19 protein-coding genes are annotated in these 16,770 nt (G+C 72.0%); 7 read left to right on the top strand and 12 right to left on the bottom strand.

The genetic code is table 11. The features are described 5' to 3' along the window. Nucleotides 1–177: 177 nt before the first annotated feature. The gene (locus Q7L73_RS23455) at nt 178–1,293 is read left to right on the top strand and encodes a class II histone deacetylase (protein ID WP_304694075.1); all 1,116 of its coding nucleotides are present in this window, start codon (nt 178–180) and stop codon (nt 1,291–1,293) included. Between the two features lie 85 nt (nt 1,294–1,378). Here Q7L73_RS23455 and Q7L73_RS23450 read toward each other — a convergent pair whose 3' ends face one another. From Q7L73_RS23450 to Q7L73_RS23435, 4 genes are all read right to left on the bottom strand, one after another. Continuing rightward, nucleotides 1,379–3,244: an alkaline phosphatase gene (locus Q7L73_RS23450; protein ID WP_304694073.1), complete on the bottom strand. Its 1,866-nt coding sequence runs from the start codon at nt 3,242–3,244 to the stop codon at nt 1,379–1,381. Between the two features lie 120 nt (nt 3,245–3,364). Next, nucleotides 3,365–4,462, bottom strand: coding sequence for an aminopeptidase (locus tag Q7L73_RS23445; RefSeq protein ID WP_304694071.1), 1,098 nt, complete (start codon nt 4,460–4,462; stop codon nt 3,365–3,367). Then, nucleotides 4,459–4,818, bottom strand: coding sequence for a hypothetical protein (locus Q7L73_RS23440; RefSeq protein ID WP_304694070.1), 360 nt, complete (start codon nt 4,816–4,818; stop codon nt 4,459–4,461). The genes Q7L73_RS23445 and Q7L73_RS23440 overlap by 4 nt, the downstream gene beginning before the upstream one ends. A 13-nt stretch (nt 4,819–4,831) precedes the next feature. Beyond that, the gene (locus Q7L73_RS23435; protein ID WP_304694068.1) at nt 4,832–6,046 is read right to left on the bottom strand and encodes an ester cyclase; all 1,215 of its coding nucleotides are present in this window, start codon (nt 6,044–6,046) and stop codon (nt 4,832–4,834) included. A gap of 134 nt (nt 6,047–6,180) precedes the next feature. Between Q7L73_RS23435 and Q7L73_RS23430 the strand changes: the two genes are divergently transcribed. Genes Q7L73_RS23430 through metF form a run of 3 tightly spaced genes read left to right on the top strand, consistent with a single transcriptional unit; the run spans nt 6,181 to nt 8,881 of the window. Then, complete coding sequence (locus tag Q7L73_RS23430; RefSeq protein WP_304694066.1) at nt 6,181–7,179, top strand: MBL fold metallo-hydrolase; 999 nt, start codon at nt 6,181–6,183, stop codon at nt 7,177–7,179. A 3-nt stretch (nt 7,180–7,182) separates the two neighbouring features. Next, nucleotides 7,183–7,941 carry a GNAT family N-acetyltransferase gene (locus tag Q7L73_RS23425; protein WP_304694064.1) on the top strand — a complete coding sequence of 253 codons (759 nt, stop codon included), beginning with the start codon at nt 7,183–7,185 and terminating at the stop codon, nt 7,939–7,941. A gap of 13 nt (nt 7,942–7,954) precedes the next feature. Next, nucleotides 7,955–8,881, top strand: a complete 927-nt coding sequence (gene metF, locus Q7L73_RS23420; protein ID WP_304694062.1) for a methylenetetrahydrofolate reductase [NAD(P)H] — start codon at nt 7,955–7,957, stop codon at nt 8,879–8,881. Here the strand turns inward: metF and Q7L73_RS23415 are convergent. Next, nucleotides 8,878–9,798, bottom strand: coding sequence for a triacylglycerol lipase (locus tag Q7L73_RS23415; RefSeq protein ID WP_304694060.1), 921 nt, complete (start codon nt 9,796–9,798; stop codon nt 8,878–8,880). The two genes, metF and Q7L73_RS23415, sit on opposite strands and share 4 nt — an antisense overlap. 59 nt (nt 9,799–9,857) lie before the next feature. Next, nucleotides 9,858–10,142 carry a hypothetical protein gene (locus tag Q7L73_RS23410; protein WP_304694058.1) on the bottom strand — a complete coding sequence of 95 codons (285 nt, stop codon included), beginning with the start codon at nt 10,140–10,142 and terminating at the stop codon, nt 9,858–9,860. A gap of 26 nt (nt 10,143–10,168) precedes the next feature. Here Q7L73_RS23410 and Q7L73_RS23405 point away from each other — a divergent pair, with 26 nt between their 5' ends. Beyond that, nucleotides 10,169–10,849, top strand: a complete 681-nt coding sequence (locus Q7L73_RS23405; protein ID WP_304694057.1) for a M48 family metallopeptidase — start codon at nt 10,169–10,171, stop codon at nt 10,847–10,849. After that, a complete protein-coding gene (locus Q7L73_RS23400; RefSeq protein ID WP_304694055.1) occupies nt 10,846–11,697 on the top strand; it encodes a PfkB family carbohydrate kinase in 852 nt (283 codons plus the stop codon). Before Q7L73_RS23405 ends, Q7L73_RS23400 begins: the two co-directional genes overlap by 4 nt. A gap of 52 nt (nt 11,698–11,749) precedes the next feature. Here Q7L73_RS23400 and Q7L73_RS23395 read toward each other — a convergent pair whose 3' ends face one another. From Q7L73_RS23395 to Q7L73_RS23370, 6 genes are all read right to left on the bottom strand, one after another. Continuing rightward, nucleotides 11,750–12,100, bottom strand: a complete 351-nt coding sequence (locus Q7L73_RS23395) for a hypothetical protein (protein ID WP_304694053.1) — start codon at nt 12,098–12,100, stop codon at nt 11,750–11,752. A 92-nt stretch (nt 12,101–12,192) separates the two neighbouring features. Continuing rightward, nucleotides 12,193–12,522 carry a DUF4333 domain-containing protein gene (locus Q7L73_RS23390; protein ID WP_304694051.1) on the bottom strand — a complete coding sequence of 110 codons (330 nt, stop codon included), beginning with the start codon at nt 12,520–12,522 and terminating at the stop codon, nt 12,193–12,195. 43 nt (nt 12,523–12,565) lie between these two features. Further along, complete coding sequence (locus Q7L73_RS23385; protein WP_304694049.1) at nt 12,566–13,075, bottom strand: GNAT family N-acetyltransferase; 510 nt, start codon at nt 13,073–13,075, stop codon at nt 12,566–12,568. Between the two features lie 124 nt (nt 13,076–13,199). Continuing rightward, the gene (locus tag Q7L73_RS23380) at nt 13,200–14,531 is read right to left on the bottom strand and encodes a citrate synthase (protein WP_304694047.1); all 1,332 of its coding nucleotides are present in this window, start codon (nt 14,529–14,531) and stop codon (nt 13,200–13,202) included. A 122-nt stretch (nt 14,532–14,653) separates the two neighbouring features. Next, nucleotides 14,654–14,881, bottom strand: a complete 228-nt coding sequence (locus Q7L73_RS23375) for a hypothetical protein (RefSeq protein WP_304694045.1) — start codon at nt 14,879–14,881, stop codon at nt 14,654–14,656. Between the two features lie 105 nt (nt 14,882–14,986). After that, a complete protein-coding gene (locus Q7L73_RS23370; protein WP_304694043.1) occupies nt 14,987–15,262 on the bottom strand; it encodes a hypothetical protein in 276 nt (91 codons plus the stop codon). Nucleotides 15,263–15,491: 229 nt separating this feature from the next. Between Q7L73_RS23370 and Q7L73_RS23365 the strand changes: the two genes are divergently transcribed. Beyond that, entirely contained in the window at nt 15,492–16,769 is a 1,278-nt protein-coding gene (locus tag Q7L73_RS23365; protein ID WP_304715675.1) for a Xaa-Pro peptidase family protein, read from the top strand. Nucleotide 16,770: the final 1 nt, after the last annotated feature.

The following is a 16,770-nucleotide window of genomic DNA, read 5'->3' as shown; positions in this document are numbered from 1 at the left end:
GCCGCCGCTGCGCCCGCCGCCACTGCGCCCGCCCCCGCCGCGGCGGCGCCGCGCCCGCGCCCGCGCCCCCCGCCACGCCGCGCCGCACCCGCACCGCGAATACGTCGATCTCCCCATTCCCACCCGCCCGCGCACCGCCGAGGATCGCCAACGTCCCCGCGACGGAAGAGGAGAGCGATGACAACGGGATTCGTCTGGCACGAGCGGTACCTGTGGCACAACACGGGCCGCCAGACCGGGCCGTTCCAGGCCGACGCCGCCGGCTGGCTGGAGCCGGACGTGCGCCACCGCGAGAACGCCGACGGCAAGCGGCGGCTCTACAGCCTGCTGGCCGTCTCCGGCCTGCTCGACCAGCTGGCGCCGATCGCCCCGCGGCCGGCGACCGAGGAGCAGCTGCTGTGCGTCCACACGCCGGACTACCTCGCGCGCATCCGCGCCGAGTCGGAGGCGTGGGGCGGCGACGGCGGCGACGGCGCGACGCCGTTCGGCAGAGGCTCCTACGAGGTCGCGAAGCTGTCGGCCGGCGGCGTGATCGCCGCCTTCGACGCGGTCATCGCGGGCGAGGTCAGGAACGCCTACGCGCTCGTGCGGCCGCCCGGCCACCACGCGCTCGCGGACATGGGGATGGGCTTCTGCCTGCTCGGCAACGCGGCGATCGCGACGCTGCACGCGCAGCGCGAGCGCGGCGTCGGGCGGATCGCGATCGTCGACTGGGACGTCCACCACGGCAACGGCACCCAGGCCGCCTTTTACGAGGACCCGTCGGTGCTGACGATCTCGCTGCACCAGGACGGCAACTTCCCGCCCGGCTCCGGCCCGGTCGAGGAGAACGGCGCGGGCGCGGGCACCGGCTGCAACATCAACGTCCCGCTGCCGCCGGGCTCGGGCACGGGCGCCTACGCGGCCGCCTTCGAGCGCGTCGTCGTGCCGGCGCTCGACCGCTTCGCGCCGGAGCTGATCGTCGTCGCCAGCGGCTTCGACGCGAGCGCGATGGACCCGCTCGGGCGGATGATGCTGACGCCCGCCGCCTACGGCGACCTCACGCGCACGCTGATGGCCGCCGCCGACCGCCACTGCGACGGGCGGCTCGTGCTCGAGCACGAGGGCGGCTACTCGGAGGAGCTGTCGCCGTTCTGCGGGCTGGCCGCGATCGAGGCGCTGGCCGGTGTCGAGACCGAGGTGCGCGACACGATCCTGCAGGTCTATCCGGAGGGCTTCGCCTACCAGGAGCTGCAGGCCCACCAGGAGCAGGCGATCGAGCGCGCCGCCGCGCTCGTGCCCAAGGTCAGCTGAACACCCCGCCGGAACGACGAACGCCGCGCACGGAAGGGCCGTGCGCGGCGTCGTGGTCAGCGGGTGTGAACCGAGCTGCTGCTGACTAGCGCAGGACGAGCTTCGTGCTCAGGCCGCCGGCGACGACCTTGTACGAGCCCTTCTTCAGCGCCTGCTTGCTCTTGAAGGTGACCGCGCCGTTGCGGGCGACCTTCGCGCTCGCGACGGTCTTGCCGTTGCGCACGAGCGACGCCTTCTTGACCGACTTGCCGCCCTTGTACACGATCGTGCACTTGACGCCTCTTCTGCCGGTCAGCTTGCACGTGACCTTGGCGTCGCGGCCGGCCGCGCCGGTCGCGCCCTTGTCGCCCTTCGGGCCGGTGGCGCCGGTCGCGCCGATCGGGCCCGTCGCGCCGTTGGCGCCGTTGACGCCGGTGTTGCCCTGCGGGCCCTGGACGCCGGTGTCGCCCTTGTCGCCCTTGTCACCCTGAGCGCCGGCGTCGCCCTTCTCGCCCTGCGCGACCTTGCTCGGCGCGAAGCCGTTGAGGACCGCGAAGATGTCGGTCTGGTCGATCGTGCCCTGGATGTTGGCGGCCTGCGGGCCCGACGCCCACACCGGGACGGTCGCGCCGGTGTGATCCTGCGAACCGGTGGCGGTCGCGCCGTCGCCCGTGTCCTTCGTGCCGTACGTGACGCGCATCGGCGCGCCGTCAGCCGTTCTGACCGTCGCGTACGAGGAGCCGGTCGCCGGCTTCGAGGTCGCGTTGATGATCTGCGACGTGTGCGAGTGGTCCGCCGTGACGATGATCAGCGTGTCCGGGTGGGTGCGCTGGAACTCCTGCGCGACGCCGACCGCGTCGTCGAGCTCGAGCAGCTCGCCGATCTGGCCGCAGACGTCAGCGGCGTGGTCGCGCTTGTCGATCGAGGCGCCCTCGGCCTGCAGCACGAAGCCGTTGGCGTTGTCCTTCAGCAGGTCGATCGCCTTCTGCGTCATCTCGGCGAGCGACGGCTCGTTGGTCGCCGCGCGCTGGCCGTCGGTGCAGGCCACGTTCGCGCCGCCGCCGTTGAGCGTCGGGTCGAGCGTGCCGGCGTTGTCGGTCAGCCATCTGTCAGTACGCGCGTAGAGCGGTCTGAACTCGGTCGTCATGTTCGACGCGTTGAAGAGGCCGAGCACCTTGCCGTTTCTCAGCGAGCTGACGCCCGCGAGGCCGGCCTTGTCGGTGACGTACTGCGAGTAGCCTCTCTGCGCGGCGTACTGGATGACGTTGCCCGAGTTGTCGTCGAGCGTCTGCTCCCAGCGGGCGCGGCCGCCGCCGAGGACGACGTCGAAGCCGTTGTCGGCCTCCTGCTCGGCGATCGAGCCGAGGCCGCCTCTGCTCTTGGACTCGCTCAGGCAGGACGTGCGCGTGTCGGCCGGGCCCTGGCAGCCGCGCTGCGAGATGTGCGAGGAGGGACCAGCCGGCGTCGCGTCGGTGATCTCGGCGGTCGAGACGTTGCCGGTGGCCTTGCCGGCCGCCTTCGCCATCTCCATGTAGGTTCTGTAGCCCTCGTTGCTGCCGGGCACGTTGGCGGCGGTCGACGGCCCCTGCGAGACGCGGCCGTCCTGCGTGCGCTTGCCGGTCGACCACGCGGTCGCGGTCGGCGCCGAGTCGCCGGCGTAGTTGGGCGCGTAGTTCGGGCCGGCGCCGGGCGACAGCACGTAGTGGATCGAGCTGCCGCGGAACGGCAGTCTGTCCATGTTCAGGCGGCCGGCGGCGCCCTTGCCGTAGTAGCGGCCGATCGTGACCTCGGAGTCGCCCATGCCGTCGCCGATCAGCAGGATGACGTTCTTGGGCTTGGAGGAGTCGATCTTGCCGGCGAGCGTCGCCGACTGGTCCTCGTTGACGCCGCCGGCACCGATCGCGACGCCGCCCGCGACGACCGCGCCGGTCGCGCCGAGCAGGGCGATGGTGGACAGGGCACGCTTGTTCATGGGACGGAGGTCTCCCTTGTGGTGGTACGCAACAACGCCGCGTACCGTGTCGTGCCTACTACACGATGTAGTTGCCGACCTGTGACGCCGAAGTGAACGTCTGGTGACTGCCCGATGCGCCTAATTAAAGGCGCCGGCCTCTTGCAGCACGACGCCGTCGGCGCTCAATCGGCCGCTTTCCCGCAGGTCGCAGATGAGGTCCCAGTGGACTGCCGACTCGTTTACCCCGCCGGTCTCCGGATAACTCCGGCCGAGCGCGAGATGGACCGTCCCGCCGATCTTCTCGTCGAACAGGATCGCCCCGATCGCGCGATCGATGCCGAAGTTCGTGCCGATCCCGATCTCGCCCAGGCGGCGGGCGCCGGGGTCGGTCGCGAGCGTGCGGTCGAGGTACTCCTGGCCGCGCGCGGCATGCGCCTCGACGACGTCACCGTCACGGAAGGTGAGCGTCACCTCCTCGACGTCGACGCCGCCGGGCGCGGACGGGACGGTGAAGCGGATCATGCCGTTGGCCGAGTCCTCGATCGGGCCGGTGAAGACCTCGCCGCTGGGCATGTTGCGTCTGCCGTCGGAGTTGGCCCAGGTGCGCCCGGCGACCGACAGCGTCAGGTCGGTCCCGTCGGCCTCGATGCGGATCGTCCTGGCCGGCGTCAGCCGCTCGATCAGCTCGGCCTGGAACGCCCCCAGCTCGCGCCAGGCGGCGGCCGGGTCGGCACGGTCGAGGAACAGCGCGCCGCGCACGAACGCGGCGAAGTCGTCGAAGCCCATCCCCGCCTGCTGGGCGCCGGCCTGCGTCGGCCACAGCGTCCCGCACCAGCGCTTGCGCAGTCGCAGCTCGCCGAGCGGCGCACGGGCGCGGGCGGCCCGCGCCAGCCGCGCCGGGTCGACGCCGGCGAGCGCGCGCGTGTTCTCGGGCGCCTGGATCGAGAGGAAGACGTCGGCCTGCTCGGCCTCGGCGCGCGCCAGCGGCGCGCAGCCGTCGAGCTGGGCGTCGGCGGCGAGCGCGTAGAACTCCTCGTCCAGCCCCGGCAGCGCGGGCCGCAGCAGCGGCCACGCCTCGCGCGCGAGGATCGAGCGCTGGAGCGCCAGCAGCAGCGGCGCCGCCAGCGTCGTCGTGCGCACCAGCACCTGCTGCGCCGGCTGGATCTCGAGGCAGTAGCCGGTCAGCAGCTCGGCGAAGGCGTCGCTGTCGGCGTCGGTCCAGCGGGCTGAGGTCATGGCGCTCTCAGGTCGGGGAAGTGCTCGGCGAGGTGCTCGCGCAGCGTGTCGCGGATCCAATGGCGCTCGTCCTGCGAGGAGAAGCGGTAGCGCTGCAGCAGCTCCTTCTGCTTCTCGATCGGCACGTCGTGGATCGTCCAGCGCACGGCCAGCCGCTCGAACAGGAACTCGACCGCGCGCTGCCAGGCGTCCTCGGCCGACAGCGGCGAGCCGCCGATGACCTCGGCGTACTGCCGCCGCGTCGCGAGCGAGAGCGCGCCGCGCAGCGTCAGCACGTTGCCGTCGGCGTCGCGGTAGTCGGCGTTCGGCGCCTGGAGTCTGTCCTGCTTGTCGCGCTGGCGGCTGCGGCGTCCCATCTGCCGCCGAAGGCTACCCGGCGTCCGCCGCTCGCAGCAGCGCGGAGGCGACGTCGCCGCTCAGCGGCTTGTCGTGGCCCGACCAGGCGGTCGCGGGCCGCAGCCCGGCGAGCTTGCGGATCGACTCGCGCGCCTGCGCCGTGTCGGCGTTGAAGGCGCGGTGCGGCACGCGCACGTGGCCGGGGATCCCGGTCTGCGGATCGAGCGTGTAGAAGGTGTCGCTGGCGAGCGCGAGCCGGTCGGAGGCGCGCCACAGCCCGATCAGGCCGGGCGCGTGGCCGGGCAGGTGGACGACCTCGAAGCCGGCGATCTCGTCGCCCTCGGCGACCGTGCCGGCGATCTGCACCGGCCCGCCGTCCCAGTGTCTGAGCAGCCGCGGCATCGACATGCGGCCGTGGATGTCGAGCTGCGACAGGTCCATGTAGTGGACGCCGCCGTCGCCCTCGGCGTCGGCGCGGTCGGCGGCGTGGCAGAGGACGTCGGCGTCGAGGCCGGCGGCGGCGCCGCGGTGGTCGGGGTGGGCGTGGCCGAGCACGATCCGTCTGATCCCGCCCATCCGCGCGCCGATCGCCGCCAGCGCCGGCGTCATCGAGGCGACGCCGGCGTCGAACAGCGTCACGCCGCCGCCCGGCTCCTCCAGCAGGTAGACGTTCATCAGCTTTCTCGGCAGCCCGCCTCTGACGACCCAGACGCCGTCGGCGATCCGCTCCGGCGGCGCCGCCGCCAGCTTGCCGGCGACGATCGTGCGGGCGTTGACGAGCGCCGTCATCGAGCGCTCCTGGCCGGAGTCTCTGGGCGGCAGCACGCCGAGCTGGCGCGCCACGTCGGCGCCGTCGAGGTAGGCGTCGTTGCCGACCACGAGCCCGTCGGCGACCTGCACGACGTCGACCGCCTCGAAGGCGACGCGCGCGCCGGTCGGGGCGAAGCCCTGGAAGCGGCCGGGGCCGGCGAAGGTCGCCGTCAGCCGCCAGCGGACGGCGCAGCGCTCGGTGTCGGCGGTGGTCGAGAGGACCTCGACGGTGAGGTCGGGGAAGGCGTCGAACAGCGCGCGGAAGTACGTCCGGACGTCGTCTGGCGCGACCAGCTCCGCCTGCCCGTGGAGGCGGTCGATCCCGCCCGCCTTCCAGCAGGCCGCCATCGCCTCGGGATCGCGTGCCGCGACGGCGGCGAAGTAGCGTCGCGCGACCTCCTCCGTCACCTCGGCCTGCGTCTGCGCTGCTGATCCCATGCGTCTCTCCTCGCTTGGCTGTCCAGCCAGCCTATCCGCTGCGCGGGCGTCGAGGTCACGCCTGGAAGCGGTGCGTCGCTGCGTGTCGAATCGCACCGCAGTCGATCGTCGCGCGCCTATATGGTGGGCTGAGCATGTCCGAACCGACGCGCAAGCGGGAGCTGGGTCGCGGGGAGCGCGTCCTGAACGGCATCTGGCGGCTGCGGCTGCCGCTGCCCTGGCCGGGCGTCCCCCACTGCAACGCCTGGGCGCTCAGAGCCGGCGACGGGATCGTGCTGGTCGACTGCGGCATGCACGAGGAGGGCTCGCTGGAGCAGCTCGAGCGGGCGATGTCGATGGTCAACCTGAGCCTCGACGACGTCAGGCTGCTCGTCTGCACCCACGCCCACACCGACCACTACGGCCAGGCCGCGACGATCGTCGACCGCACCGGCTGCGAGCTGTGGATGCACCCCAACTACGAGCACGCGACGCGCTCGGTCGAGGATCCCGAGCAGGCCGTCGCGCGCAGGCTGGAGATCGGCCGCACCTCCGGCGTGCCGGAGCTGGTGCTGCGCCGCTACGCCGAGATCGCGAAGGAGCAGCATCCGGGGATCGCGCGCGTGATCCCGCCGGACCTGGCGCTGCTGCCGGGGATCGAGTTCGAGACCGACCACGGCTTCTGGCAGACGATCGAGACGCCCGGCCACGCGCCCTCGCACGTCTGCCTCTACCAGCCCGAGCGCCGCATCCTGATCTCCGGCGACCATCTGCTGGGCCGCATCTCGCTCTACTTCGACTACGGCTGGACGCCCGACCCGGTCGGCGAGTTCCTGCGCTCGCTCGACGCGATCGAGGCGCTCGACCCGCTGCCGCGCCTCTGCCTCGCCGGCCACGCGCGCCCCTTCACCGACGTGCAGGCGCACATCGAGGCCAGCCGCGAGCTGGTCGCGCAGCGGGTCGCGGCGGCGGCGGTCGCGATCGAGGGCGAGCCGCTGACCGCCTACGAGGTCGTCCCCTACGTCCATGGCAGAGACGCGCTCCACGCCGCCGCCTGGCTGGTCGCCGAGACGCTCTGCTACCTGCGCCACCTCGAAGCGATCGGGGCGGCTCGCCGGGAGCCCGGCGACCCCGAGCGCTGGGTCTCCGTCTAGCCCGTGCTCGACACGCTGACGGCGACGATGCGCGCCTTCAACCGCATCGAGGCGCCGGCCTCGGTCGGCGGGAGCGTCGTCGAGCGTGACGGGCTGATCGCGTTCGTGACGCCGAGCGCGCCGACGCAGTCGATCGTCAACTGCGTGATGTTCGAGGACCACGCCGCGCTCGCCGGCGGCCTCGCGTCGCTGCGCGAGCTGTACGCCGACGCCGGCGTCAGCCACTGGATGGTCTGGACGCTGCCCGGCGACGAGCAGGCGCCGCCGCTGCTGGAGCAGGCCGGTCACTTCCGCGAGTACGAGCCGATGGCGATGGCGCTCGATCTCTCCCAGCTGGCGGAGCCGGCGCCGGGCGGGACGCCGTTCGCGCTCGACGCCGACCCTCATCCGGTCGAGATCACGATCCTCAACGAGCGCGCCAACGGCGAGCTGCCGGGCGCCTTCGGAACCGCCTTCGCCGGCCTGCGCGACCGCCGCTTCAAGCGCTGGATGGCGCGCGTCGACGGCCGCCCGGCGGCCTGCCTGGTGACCTTCGACCACGACGACAACCGCATGGTCCAGTGGGTCGCGACCGACCCCGGCCAGCAGCGCCGCGGGCTCGCGCGGCAGCTGCTGCACGCGGCGCTCGCCGACGCGCGCGAGCGCGGCCTGGCGAGCTCGACGCTGGAGTCCAGCTACGAGGGCGAGCGCCTCTACGCCGGCCTCGGCTACCGCTCGCTCGGCCGTCTCGGCATGTGGCTGTGGAACGGGCCGCCCATCTAGAATCGGGCGGACCATGCGCATCGACGAGATCATCGCCGCCGGGGGAGACCCGGTCTTCTCCTTCGAGTTCTTCCCGCCGAAGACGGCGGAGGGCGAGGTCAAGCTGTTCGAGGCCCTGGAGGCGCTGCGGCCGCTGCAGCCGGCCTTCGTCTCCGTCACCTGGGGCGCCGGCGGCTCGACGCGCACGAAGACGATCGAGATCGTCTCCAGAATCCGCGACAACCACGACCTCGAGGCGATGGCGCACTTCACCTGCGTCGGCGCCACGACCGACGACCTGCACGCCGCGCTGCGGCAGATGCGCGACGCCGGGATCGAGAACGTGCTCGCGCTGCGCGGCGACCCGCCGAGCGGCGAGACCGAGTTCAGAGCGGTCGAGCACGGCCTCGCGCACGCGACCGACCTGACCCGCCTGGTCGCCGCCGGCTACCCGGAGGTCTGCCTCGTCGGCGCCTGCTACCCCGAGGTGCACAGCGAGGCGCCCGACGCGGAGACCGACCTCGCGCACCTGAGGGAGAAGGTCGACGCCGGCGCGCGCGTCCTGATCACGCAGCTGTTCTTCGACAACGCGGTCTACTACGACTTCGTCGCGCGGGCGCGCGCGGCCGGGATCGACGTCCCGATCGTGCCGGGCATCATGCCGATCATCTCGGCCGCCGGCGTCAAGCGGATGACCGCGCTCGGCGGCTCGACGATCCCGCCGGCGCTGCTGGAGGCGCTCGACGCGCGCGGCGACGACGAGGAGGCGGTCGCCGAGCTGGGCGTCGCCTACGCGACGCTGCAGTGCGCCGAGCTGCTCGCCAACGGCGCGCCCGGCATCCACTTCTACACGATCAACCGCTCCCCGGCGACGCGCGCGATCCTCTCCGCGCTGCGGCTCCAGCGCCCTTGGGACAAGAGAGCTGGAGCCGATCCGGCGCTGCGGCTGGCGACTGCCTAGCCGCCGACGCCCGGCAGCGTCGGAACGCACGGCGGCGTTCTGGCGGTGGCCGGGTCGAGCGCGTTGAGCGTGTAGCGCAGCGCGCGGCGGTCATAGGAGACGCCGAGGTGCTCGGTCAGGTTGACGAAGCAGCCGTCGGAGAGCGTGATGTTGGTCGCGCCTCTGAGGAAGCTGTTCGTGTACGGCGTGACGACCTCGTCGTATCTCGACGCGATCACCGTGTAGTTGACGCCGGCTATCGTGTCGCCGCCCGCGTCGAGGTCGGTGTTGAAGAACGAGCCGATGCGCTGGTCCTCCAGTGCCGGCGCGCCGGCCGTGAGGATGCCGCTGACGCCCGGGATGTATCTGCCGATCGTCGAGAGGCCGAGCAGCGTCGTGCCGTGGTTGGACGGCGTCAGGCCGACGAGCGTGTGGACCGCGCCCGCCCCGCCGAGGTACTTGATGTAGTAGCGCGGCATCATCCCGCCCTGCGAGTGGCCGACGATGTCGACCTCTCTGGCGCCGCTGCTCGACAGCACTCTGTTGACGAACCCGCCCAGCTCGACGGCCGAGTCGGGGATGTGCGAGAGGCCGAGGAACGGGCCCGGCAGGTAGGCGCCGTAGTTGAGCGCGTAGACGCAGTAGCCGTTGTTCTTCAGCAGCGGCGACAGCGCGTTCCAGTTCATCAGCTTGTTCTCGAGCGTGCCGTGGACGAGCACGACCGGGTACGGATGCGCCGCCGACGGTCTGCATCTCCAGTCGTTGGCGCCGGGCGGATCGGTGTTCGGCGCGAGCGTGCCGAGCCCGACCGCGGTCGGGAAGTTGTAGACGACCGGCAGGTCGGCGCGCGCGGCAGGCGCGAGCAGCAGCACGGACAGCAGCATCGCCGCCGCCAGCAGCGCGATGCGGCGCACGGCGGCGCCCAGGACGTTCTCCATCTCTCTCCCCTTTTGGTTGACCGGCCCCGTGACCAGCAAACCTGACTAATGGGGAAGAGTCAAGTGCTCGGCGGCAGCGCTCTCAGCGCGTGCGCGACGAGCGTCTGCCCGTCGCGCTGGTAGCGGACGTCGATCGTGTGGTGTCTGCGGTAGGTGCCTATGCCCCAGGCGCCCCAGAACCAGCGCCAGAAGCCGAGTCTGCCTTCCTGCGTCAGCGGTCTCGTGAACAGCAGCACGCGATCGACGACCTCGTAGTCGTCGCCCGTCCGTTGCAGCACGCCGTTGACGTACACCTCGAACGGCGGCTCGATCCCGCGTGGAAGTTCGACGCGCCAACGCTCCATCCCGCCGCCAGCGTACCCTCAACGCGGTGACTCGTGTGGAAGGTGACATCTCCTACCGCGTGCGACGGTCCGATCGGGCCCGCCGCGTGCGCGTGCGAGTCGACGAGCAGAGCGGTGTCGAGGTCGTGCTTCCGCGCCGCACCGCCGAGCGCGAGGCGGCCGCCGCGATCCGCCAGCTGCGGCCGTGGATCGAGCGCCGGATCGCCGAGCTGGAGCGTCACCGCGCCGCGATCGCCGCCCGCGGCGCGACCGTCCCCTACCTCGGCCAGACGCTCGCGCTGGTCGCCGAGCCGGGGCGCACGCGCGTCCACCGCAGCGGCGAGCGGCTGCTGGTGCCGGGCGCGCCGGCGGACGGCGAGGCGTCGCGCGCGGCGCTGGAGCGCTGGTACCGCCGCCGCGCGGCCGAGGAGATCGCGCCGCGGCTCGACGCCGCCACCGCGCGGGCCGGCACGCGCTACACGAAGCTGACGATCCGCGGCCAGAGAACGCGCTGGGCGAGCTGCTCGACCAACGGCGGGATGTCGTTCAACTGGCGGCTGCTGCTGGCGCCCGCGCCGGTGCTCGACTACGTCGTCTGGCACGAGGTCTGCCACCTCGAGGTGATGGACCACTCGCCGCGCTTCTGGAACCTGCTCGCCAGCCGCTGGCCCGACTACGAAGCGCATCAGGCGTGGCTGCGGCGCCACGGCGCGACGCTGGTGCTGTGACCGCTCAGGCGCCGCGGGTCGCCGTCGTCGGCCACATCGAGTGGCTCGACTTCGCCGTCGTCGACCACCTGCCGACGGCCGGCGAGATCGTCACCGCCGAGCAGCAGTTCGCGGTCCCGGCCGGCGGCGGCGCGGTCGCGGCGGTGCAGCTGCGGCAGCTGGCCGGGCGGGCCGACTTCTTCACCGTCGTCGGCGACGACGAGCTGGGCGCGCGCAGCGCGCGCGAGCTGACCGCCCTGCACGGGCTCGACGTGCACGCCGTCGCGCGCCCGGGGCGGGCGCAGCGGCGCGCCTTCACCCACCTCGACCGCAACGCCGAGCGGACGATCACCGTGCTCGGCGAGCGGCTCGTGCCCAGCGGCGAGGAGCCGCTGCCGTGGGAGCGGCTCGACGGCGCCGACGCCGTCTACTGGACCGGCGGCGACGCCGGCGCGGCGCGCGCGGCCCGCCGCGCGCGCGTGGTCGTCGCCTCCGGCCGCGCGCCCGAGGGGCTGATGGCGGCCGGCGTGCTGCCGGACGTCGTGATCGCCAGCGCCTCCGACGAGAAGGAGCGCGCGGGGATCGCGACGCTCGGCCCGGGGCCGCGCTGGACGGTCCTGACCGACGGCGCGCGCGGCGGCTCCTACCTCGGCTCCGACGGCGCCGGCGGGCGCTGGGAGGCGGTCGCGCTGCCGGGCACGCCGGTCGACGCCTACGGCTGCGGCGACTCGTTCGCGGCCGGGCTGACGTACGGCCTCGGCGCCGGCCTGGAGATCGGCGCCGCGCTGACGCTCGCCGCCCGCTGCGGCGCCTGGTGCCTCTGCGGCCGCGGCCCCTACGGCAACCAGCTGTCCGCCGCCGACCTCTGAGCGCACGTCTGCGGCGGAGGGGGTCTGTGCGACCCCCTGAGCCGCAGACGTCTCAGGCGGCGACGGTGCGGCGGAGGGCCGAGAGGGCGCTTTCGCCGTCCTCGCGGGCGATCGGCTGACGGCGGGCGCGGCCGGTCCAGGCCTCGGCGGAGCCGTCGCCGCGGACGTCGACACCGGCGCGGATCCGCGGCAGCAGCCGCTCCGGCCCGCGCAGCTCGGCGCGCGCGACGACCTGCTCGGCCGGCGCGAACGTGCGCGTCTTGACGTCGAGCGCCTCGCGCGGGCGGCGCGCGGTCAGCTCCAGCACGCGCGCCTGCAGCGCGTCGAGCGCCGTCTCCAGCTCGCGGTGGTGCTCGTGCACGACGCGCGGGCCGTCGCGCACGGTGAGGGTGTAGCGCGCCATCGCGCCGAGCCTATCCGGCCCGGCGCGGGCGCCGCCAGGTCAGCTGGCCTTGAAGTCCTTGCTGCCGTCGTACTCGACGTCGAAAGGTGGCGCTACTTGTCGATCTCGACGTCTCTGCCCTCGGCGGAGATGTCGCCGTCGTCGGAGGTCATGTGGAAGGTGACCCGGCCGGTCGTGCCGTCGGCCCAGGTGATCTCGCAGACGAACGTCTTGCCGCTCTCGGCGTCGACGTCGCTGGGGCAGTCGATCGTTCTCGACTTGACCTCGCCGGCGTTGACGAGCTGTCTCGCCAGTCTCGCCGCCTTGTCCGGGTCGATCTTGGTCGAACCGGTGCTGAACGACGCCTCGCAGCCGGTGACGGCGAGCGCGGCGCAGGCCAGCAGCGCCGCGGGGCCGACGGCGCGCGTGTGGGAGATCTTCATGAGCGGGATCATCGCCCGCGGGCGCCCGCGCTTGAGCGCCCGGTCAGGCGGCGCTGAGCTCGTACAGCAGCTCGCCGGCGCCGTCGCTCCAGCGCGCCTCCGCGAGCCTGTCGGAGATCCGCTCCAGCAGCGCGCGGATCGCGACGTTCTCGTGCAGGACGGTCGCCGAGAAGCGGCGCACGCCGCGCTCGATCGCGGCCTCGGCGAGCTGCTCGGCGAGCGCGCCGCCGAGGCCGATGCCCTGGAAGGCGTCGGCTATGACGATCGCGAACTCGGCCGTGTCGGGCCGCTCGCGGTCGCGCACGAAGCGGCCGACGCCGAGCGTCACCTCGGGGAACTGCTCGGCGACGGCGACGAGCGCGACGTGGTCCTCGCCGTCGATCTCGGTCAGGTAGCGCAGCTCGGCGCTGCTGAGGCGCGGCTTCGGCATCAGGTACCGCATCCGCTGCGTCTCCGACGACATCAGCTCGTGACCGGCGGCGAGCCGCTGCTTGTCGTCGGGCCGTATCGGGCGGATCTCGATCGCGAGACCGTCGGAGGGAGTCGGGGACATCGTTCGCCATCGTACGAACTGACGTGCGGTCCGACTGTGGCGGGGATCACACGTTCGGGTGATCCGCGCGAGAGCGCGCGCGCCGGCGGCGGGATCCGCCGGCGCGGGGAGACGAGAGCTGCGCCTAGCGCTGGCTCATCGGGACGTAGTCGCGCTCGCGACCGCCCGTGTAGATCTGGCGCGGACGCGCGATCTTCTGCTCCTTGTCGTCGATCATCTCCAGCCACTGAGCGATCCAGCCCGAGGTGCGGCCGATCGCGAACAGGACCGGGAACATCTCGACCGGCATGCCGAGCGCCTCGTAGATGAGGCCCGAGTAGAAGTCGACGTTCGGGTACAGCTTGCGCGAGACGAAGTACTCGTCCTCCAGCGCGATCTTCTCCAGCTCGGTGGCGATGTCGAGCAGCGGGTTGGTGCCCGTCACCTCGAACACGTCCATCGCCGCTCTCTTGATGATCGTGGCGCGCGGGTCGTAGTTCTTGTAGACGCGGTGGCCGAAGCCCATCAGGCGCTCTTCGCCCTTCTTCACGCCCTCGACGAACTCCGGGATGTTGTCGGTCGTTCTGATCCGCCGCAGCATCCGCAGGACGGCCTCGTTGGCGCCGCCGTGCAGCGGGCCGTAGAGCGCGCCGACGCCGGCCGCGACGGCCGAGTACGGGTCGACCTGCGAGGAGCCGACCGAGCGCACGGCGCTGGTCGAGCAGTTCTGCTCGTGGTCGGCGTGGAGGATGAAGAGGACGTCGAGCGCTCTCTCCAGGCGCGGGTCCGGCTGGTACTTCAGCTCGGCGATCTTGTAGATCATCGAGAGGAAGTTGCCGGCGTAGCTGAGGTCGTTGTCGGGATAGACGTACGGCATCCCGCGGTTGTGGCGGTAGGCGAAGGCGGCCAGCGTCGGCATCTTCGCGATCAGGCGCACGATCTGCTGGTAGCGCAGGTCGACGTCCTTGATCTGCGTCGCCTCCGGATAGAAGGTCGAGAGGGCGCCGGTCGACGCGAGCAGCATCCCCATCGGATGCGCGTCGTAGCGGAAGCCCTGCATGAACTCCTTCACGTTCTCGTGCACGAACGTGTGGATCGTGACCTCGTGCGTCCACGTGTCCAGCTGCGGCTGCGTCGGCAGTTCACCGTGGATGAGGAGGTAGGCGACCTCGAGGTAGGACGATCTCTCGGCCAGCTGCTCGATCGGGTAGCCGCGGTACTCGAGGATGCCTCTGTCGCCGTCGATGTAGGTGATCGACGAACGACACGACGCGGTGTTCATGAACGCCGGGTCATAGGTCATGAGCCCGAAGTCGTCGTCGTTGACCTTGATTCTGCGCAGGTCGATGCTGCGGATCGTCTCGTCCTCGATCGGGACTTCGTACTGACGACCGGTGCGGTTGTCGGTGATGGTCAGCGTGTTGCTGCCCTGGGCTACGCCACCCGCGACGCCCTGATCCGTGGTGCCGGTGCTCATGTTTCTCCCTTGGCGCTCTAAGTCTCGTTCCCCCCGTTTTACCGGATCGGGCCCTCCGGCCGGGTGCCGGGGGTGTAACCGTGCGCCGAGAACGGTGTGAGCGTGCGCCCGGGCGGGGGGCGTCAGGAGGAGGTGATGATCGCGGCGGCCATCGCCGCGGCGACGAGCACGGCGGTGATACCGATCACGACGCGGCCGGTGCCCTCGCGCTCGGCGAAGGCCGGCTGCGCGACGCCGACGCCGCCGACGAGCACCGCCCAGCCCGCCAGCACGAGGCCGGCGACGTAGAACGCGGTCTTGGAGCCGTGGTCGGCCGCGCCTTCGGCGGCGAAGATCAGGAGCGCGTGCATGGGCGCGAGCCTAACCGAAAGCGGGCGCGTCGCGGGAAGGTTCTGTCAGCGGGGCGCGGCGCGGGCGGCGGCGCGGCGGGCAGCACGGGCGGCGGCTCTCGGCTCTCAGTGCTCGCGGGTGCGGGCGCGCGTGACGCGCGTGCGCGTGCGGGCGGGAGCGGCGACGGTCGGGTCGCCATGGGGACCGCGGCCGCGCGGCCGGTGCGGGAAGGGCGAGCGCGGATGCGGCGCCGGTCTGTGCGGCACCTTCGAGCCGCCGTCGCCGCCGTCGTGCTCGCCCAGCTCGTCAGGGGTCTGCCGGATCGCCCACCAGACGAGCCACAGCAAGAGCCCGATCGGGATCTTGAGCACCAGCATCAGCCACACCATTCCCCATCCCATCTCGCCTCCAAGGCTACCTCGACCTGGTGAGCCCGTCACGCCTGGTTGTGGACTGCTGACCGTGGAGGCCGTTTCGTCAAGCTTTCATGCACGTCTGGCGCCTTGGAAGGGTGTTTTGCGCAGTATGGATTGACGCTATCGGGTCGAACTGTTTATTCTTGCTTCACGCACGAGGGGGTCGAGTCGCCCACGTGCCTTGGCGTTCGACACACGAGGAGAGGGCTCGCGCATGAACATCGCGTCACGTGGAGCGACCATGGCGGTCGACTGGGAGCAGCGCGTCGACTTTTCGCGCCTGCGCTCGGATCGCCTGGCGCGCGCGAAGGCGGCGCTGGAGGCCTCCGAGCTGGGGGCGGTGCTGCTGTTCGACCAGAACAACATCCGCTACGTCACCTCCACCCACATCGGCGAGTGGGCGCGCGACAAGAGCGCCCGCTGCGTGCTGCTGCCGCGCAACGGCGACCCGGTCCTGTGGGACTTCGGCTCCGCCGCCAAGCACCACCAGCTGTACGCGCCGTGGCTGCCGGAGTCGAGCTGGCAGGCCGGCGTCACGTCGATGCGCGGCGCGATGCCGCGCGAGAGCGGCGTCCCCGACCTGCTCGCCGGCCACATCTACGACGTGCTCGACGACCACGGCCTGCTCGACAAGCCGGTCGGGATCGACCTGACCGACATGGAGACGCTCGCGTCGCTGCACCGCCGCGGGATCGCGACCGGCGACGCCGCGCCGATCATGCAGAGCGCGCGCAAGATCAAGACCGCCGACGAGATCGCGCTGCTCGACCATGCCGCCGGCATCGTCGACGCCGCGTACCAGAACATCTACGAGACGCTGCGCCCCGGCGTGCGCGAGCACGAGATCGTCGCCGACACCCAGCGGCTGCTGTTCGAGCTGGGCTCCGAGCAGGTGGAGGCGATCAACGCCGTCTCCGGCGACCGCTGCGCGCCCCACCCGCACGTCTTCTCCGACCGCCTGCTGCGGCCGGGCGATCAGGCCTTCTTCGACATCATCCACTCCTTCATGGGCTACCGCACGTGCTACTACCGCACGTTCTCGGTCGGCGGCACGAACCAGGGGCAGATCGACGCCTACAAGCAGTGCCGCGAGTGGCTCGACGACGCGATCGAGCTGGTGCGGCCCGGCGTCACGACCGACAGAATCGCCTCCGTCTGGCCGACCGCGCAGGAGCTGGGCTTCCCCAGCGAGGAGTCGTGCTTCGGCCTCCAGTTCGGCCACGGCATCGGCGTCGGCCTCTACGAGGCGCCGATGATCTCGCGCCTCAACTCGTTCGACGACCCGATCGTGATCGAGGAGGGGATGGTCTTCGCGCTGGAGACCTACTGCGCCACCAGAGACGGCAGCGGCGCGGCGCGGATCGAGGAGGAGATCGTCGTGACGGCCGACGGCCCGCGGATCATCACCCGCTTCCCGGCCGAGGAGCTGCTCGTCTGCGGCCGCCAGTACGTGCGCGGCGCGGACCTGATCGGCGACCGGGTGGAGGTGTGAC

This window comes from Conexibacter sp. CPCC 205762, assembly GCF_030646155.1.
GTDB lineage: Bacteria > Actinomycetota > Thermoleophilia > Solirubrobacterales > Solirubrobacteraceae > Conexibacter.
The sequence above is the reverse complement of the archived record's forward strand: the minus strand, read 5'-3'. Positions and strand labels throughout refer to the sequence as shown.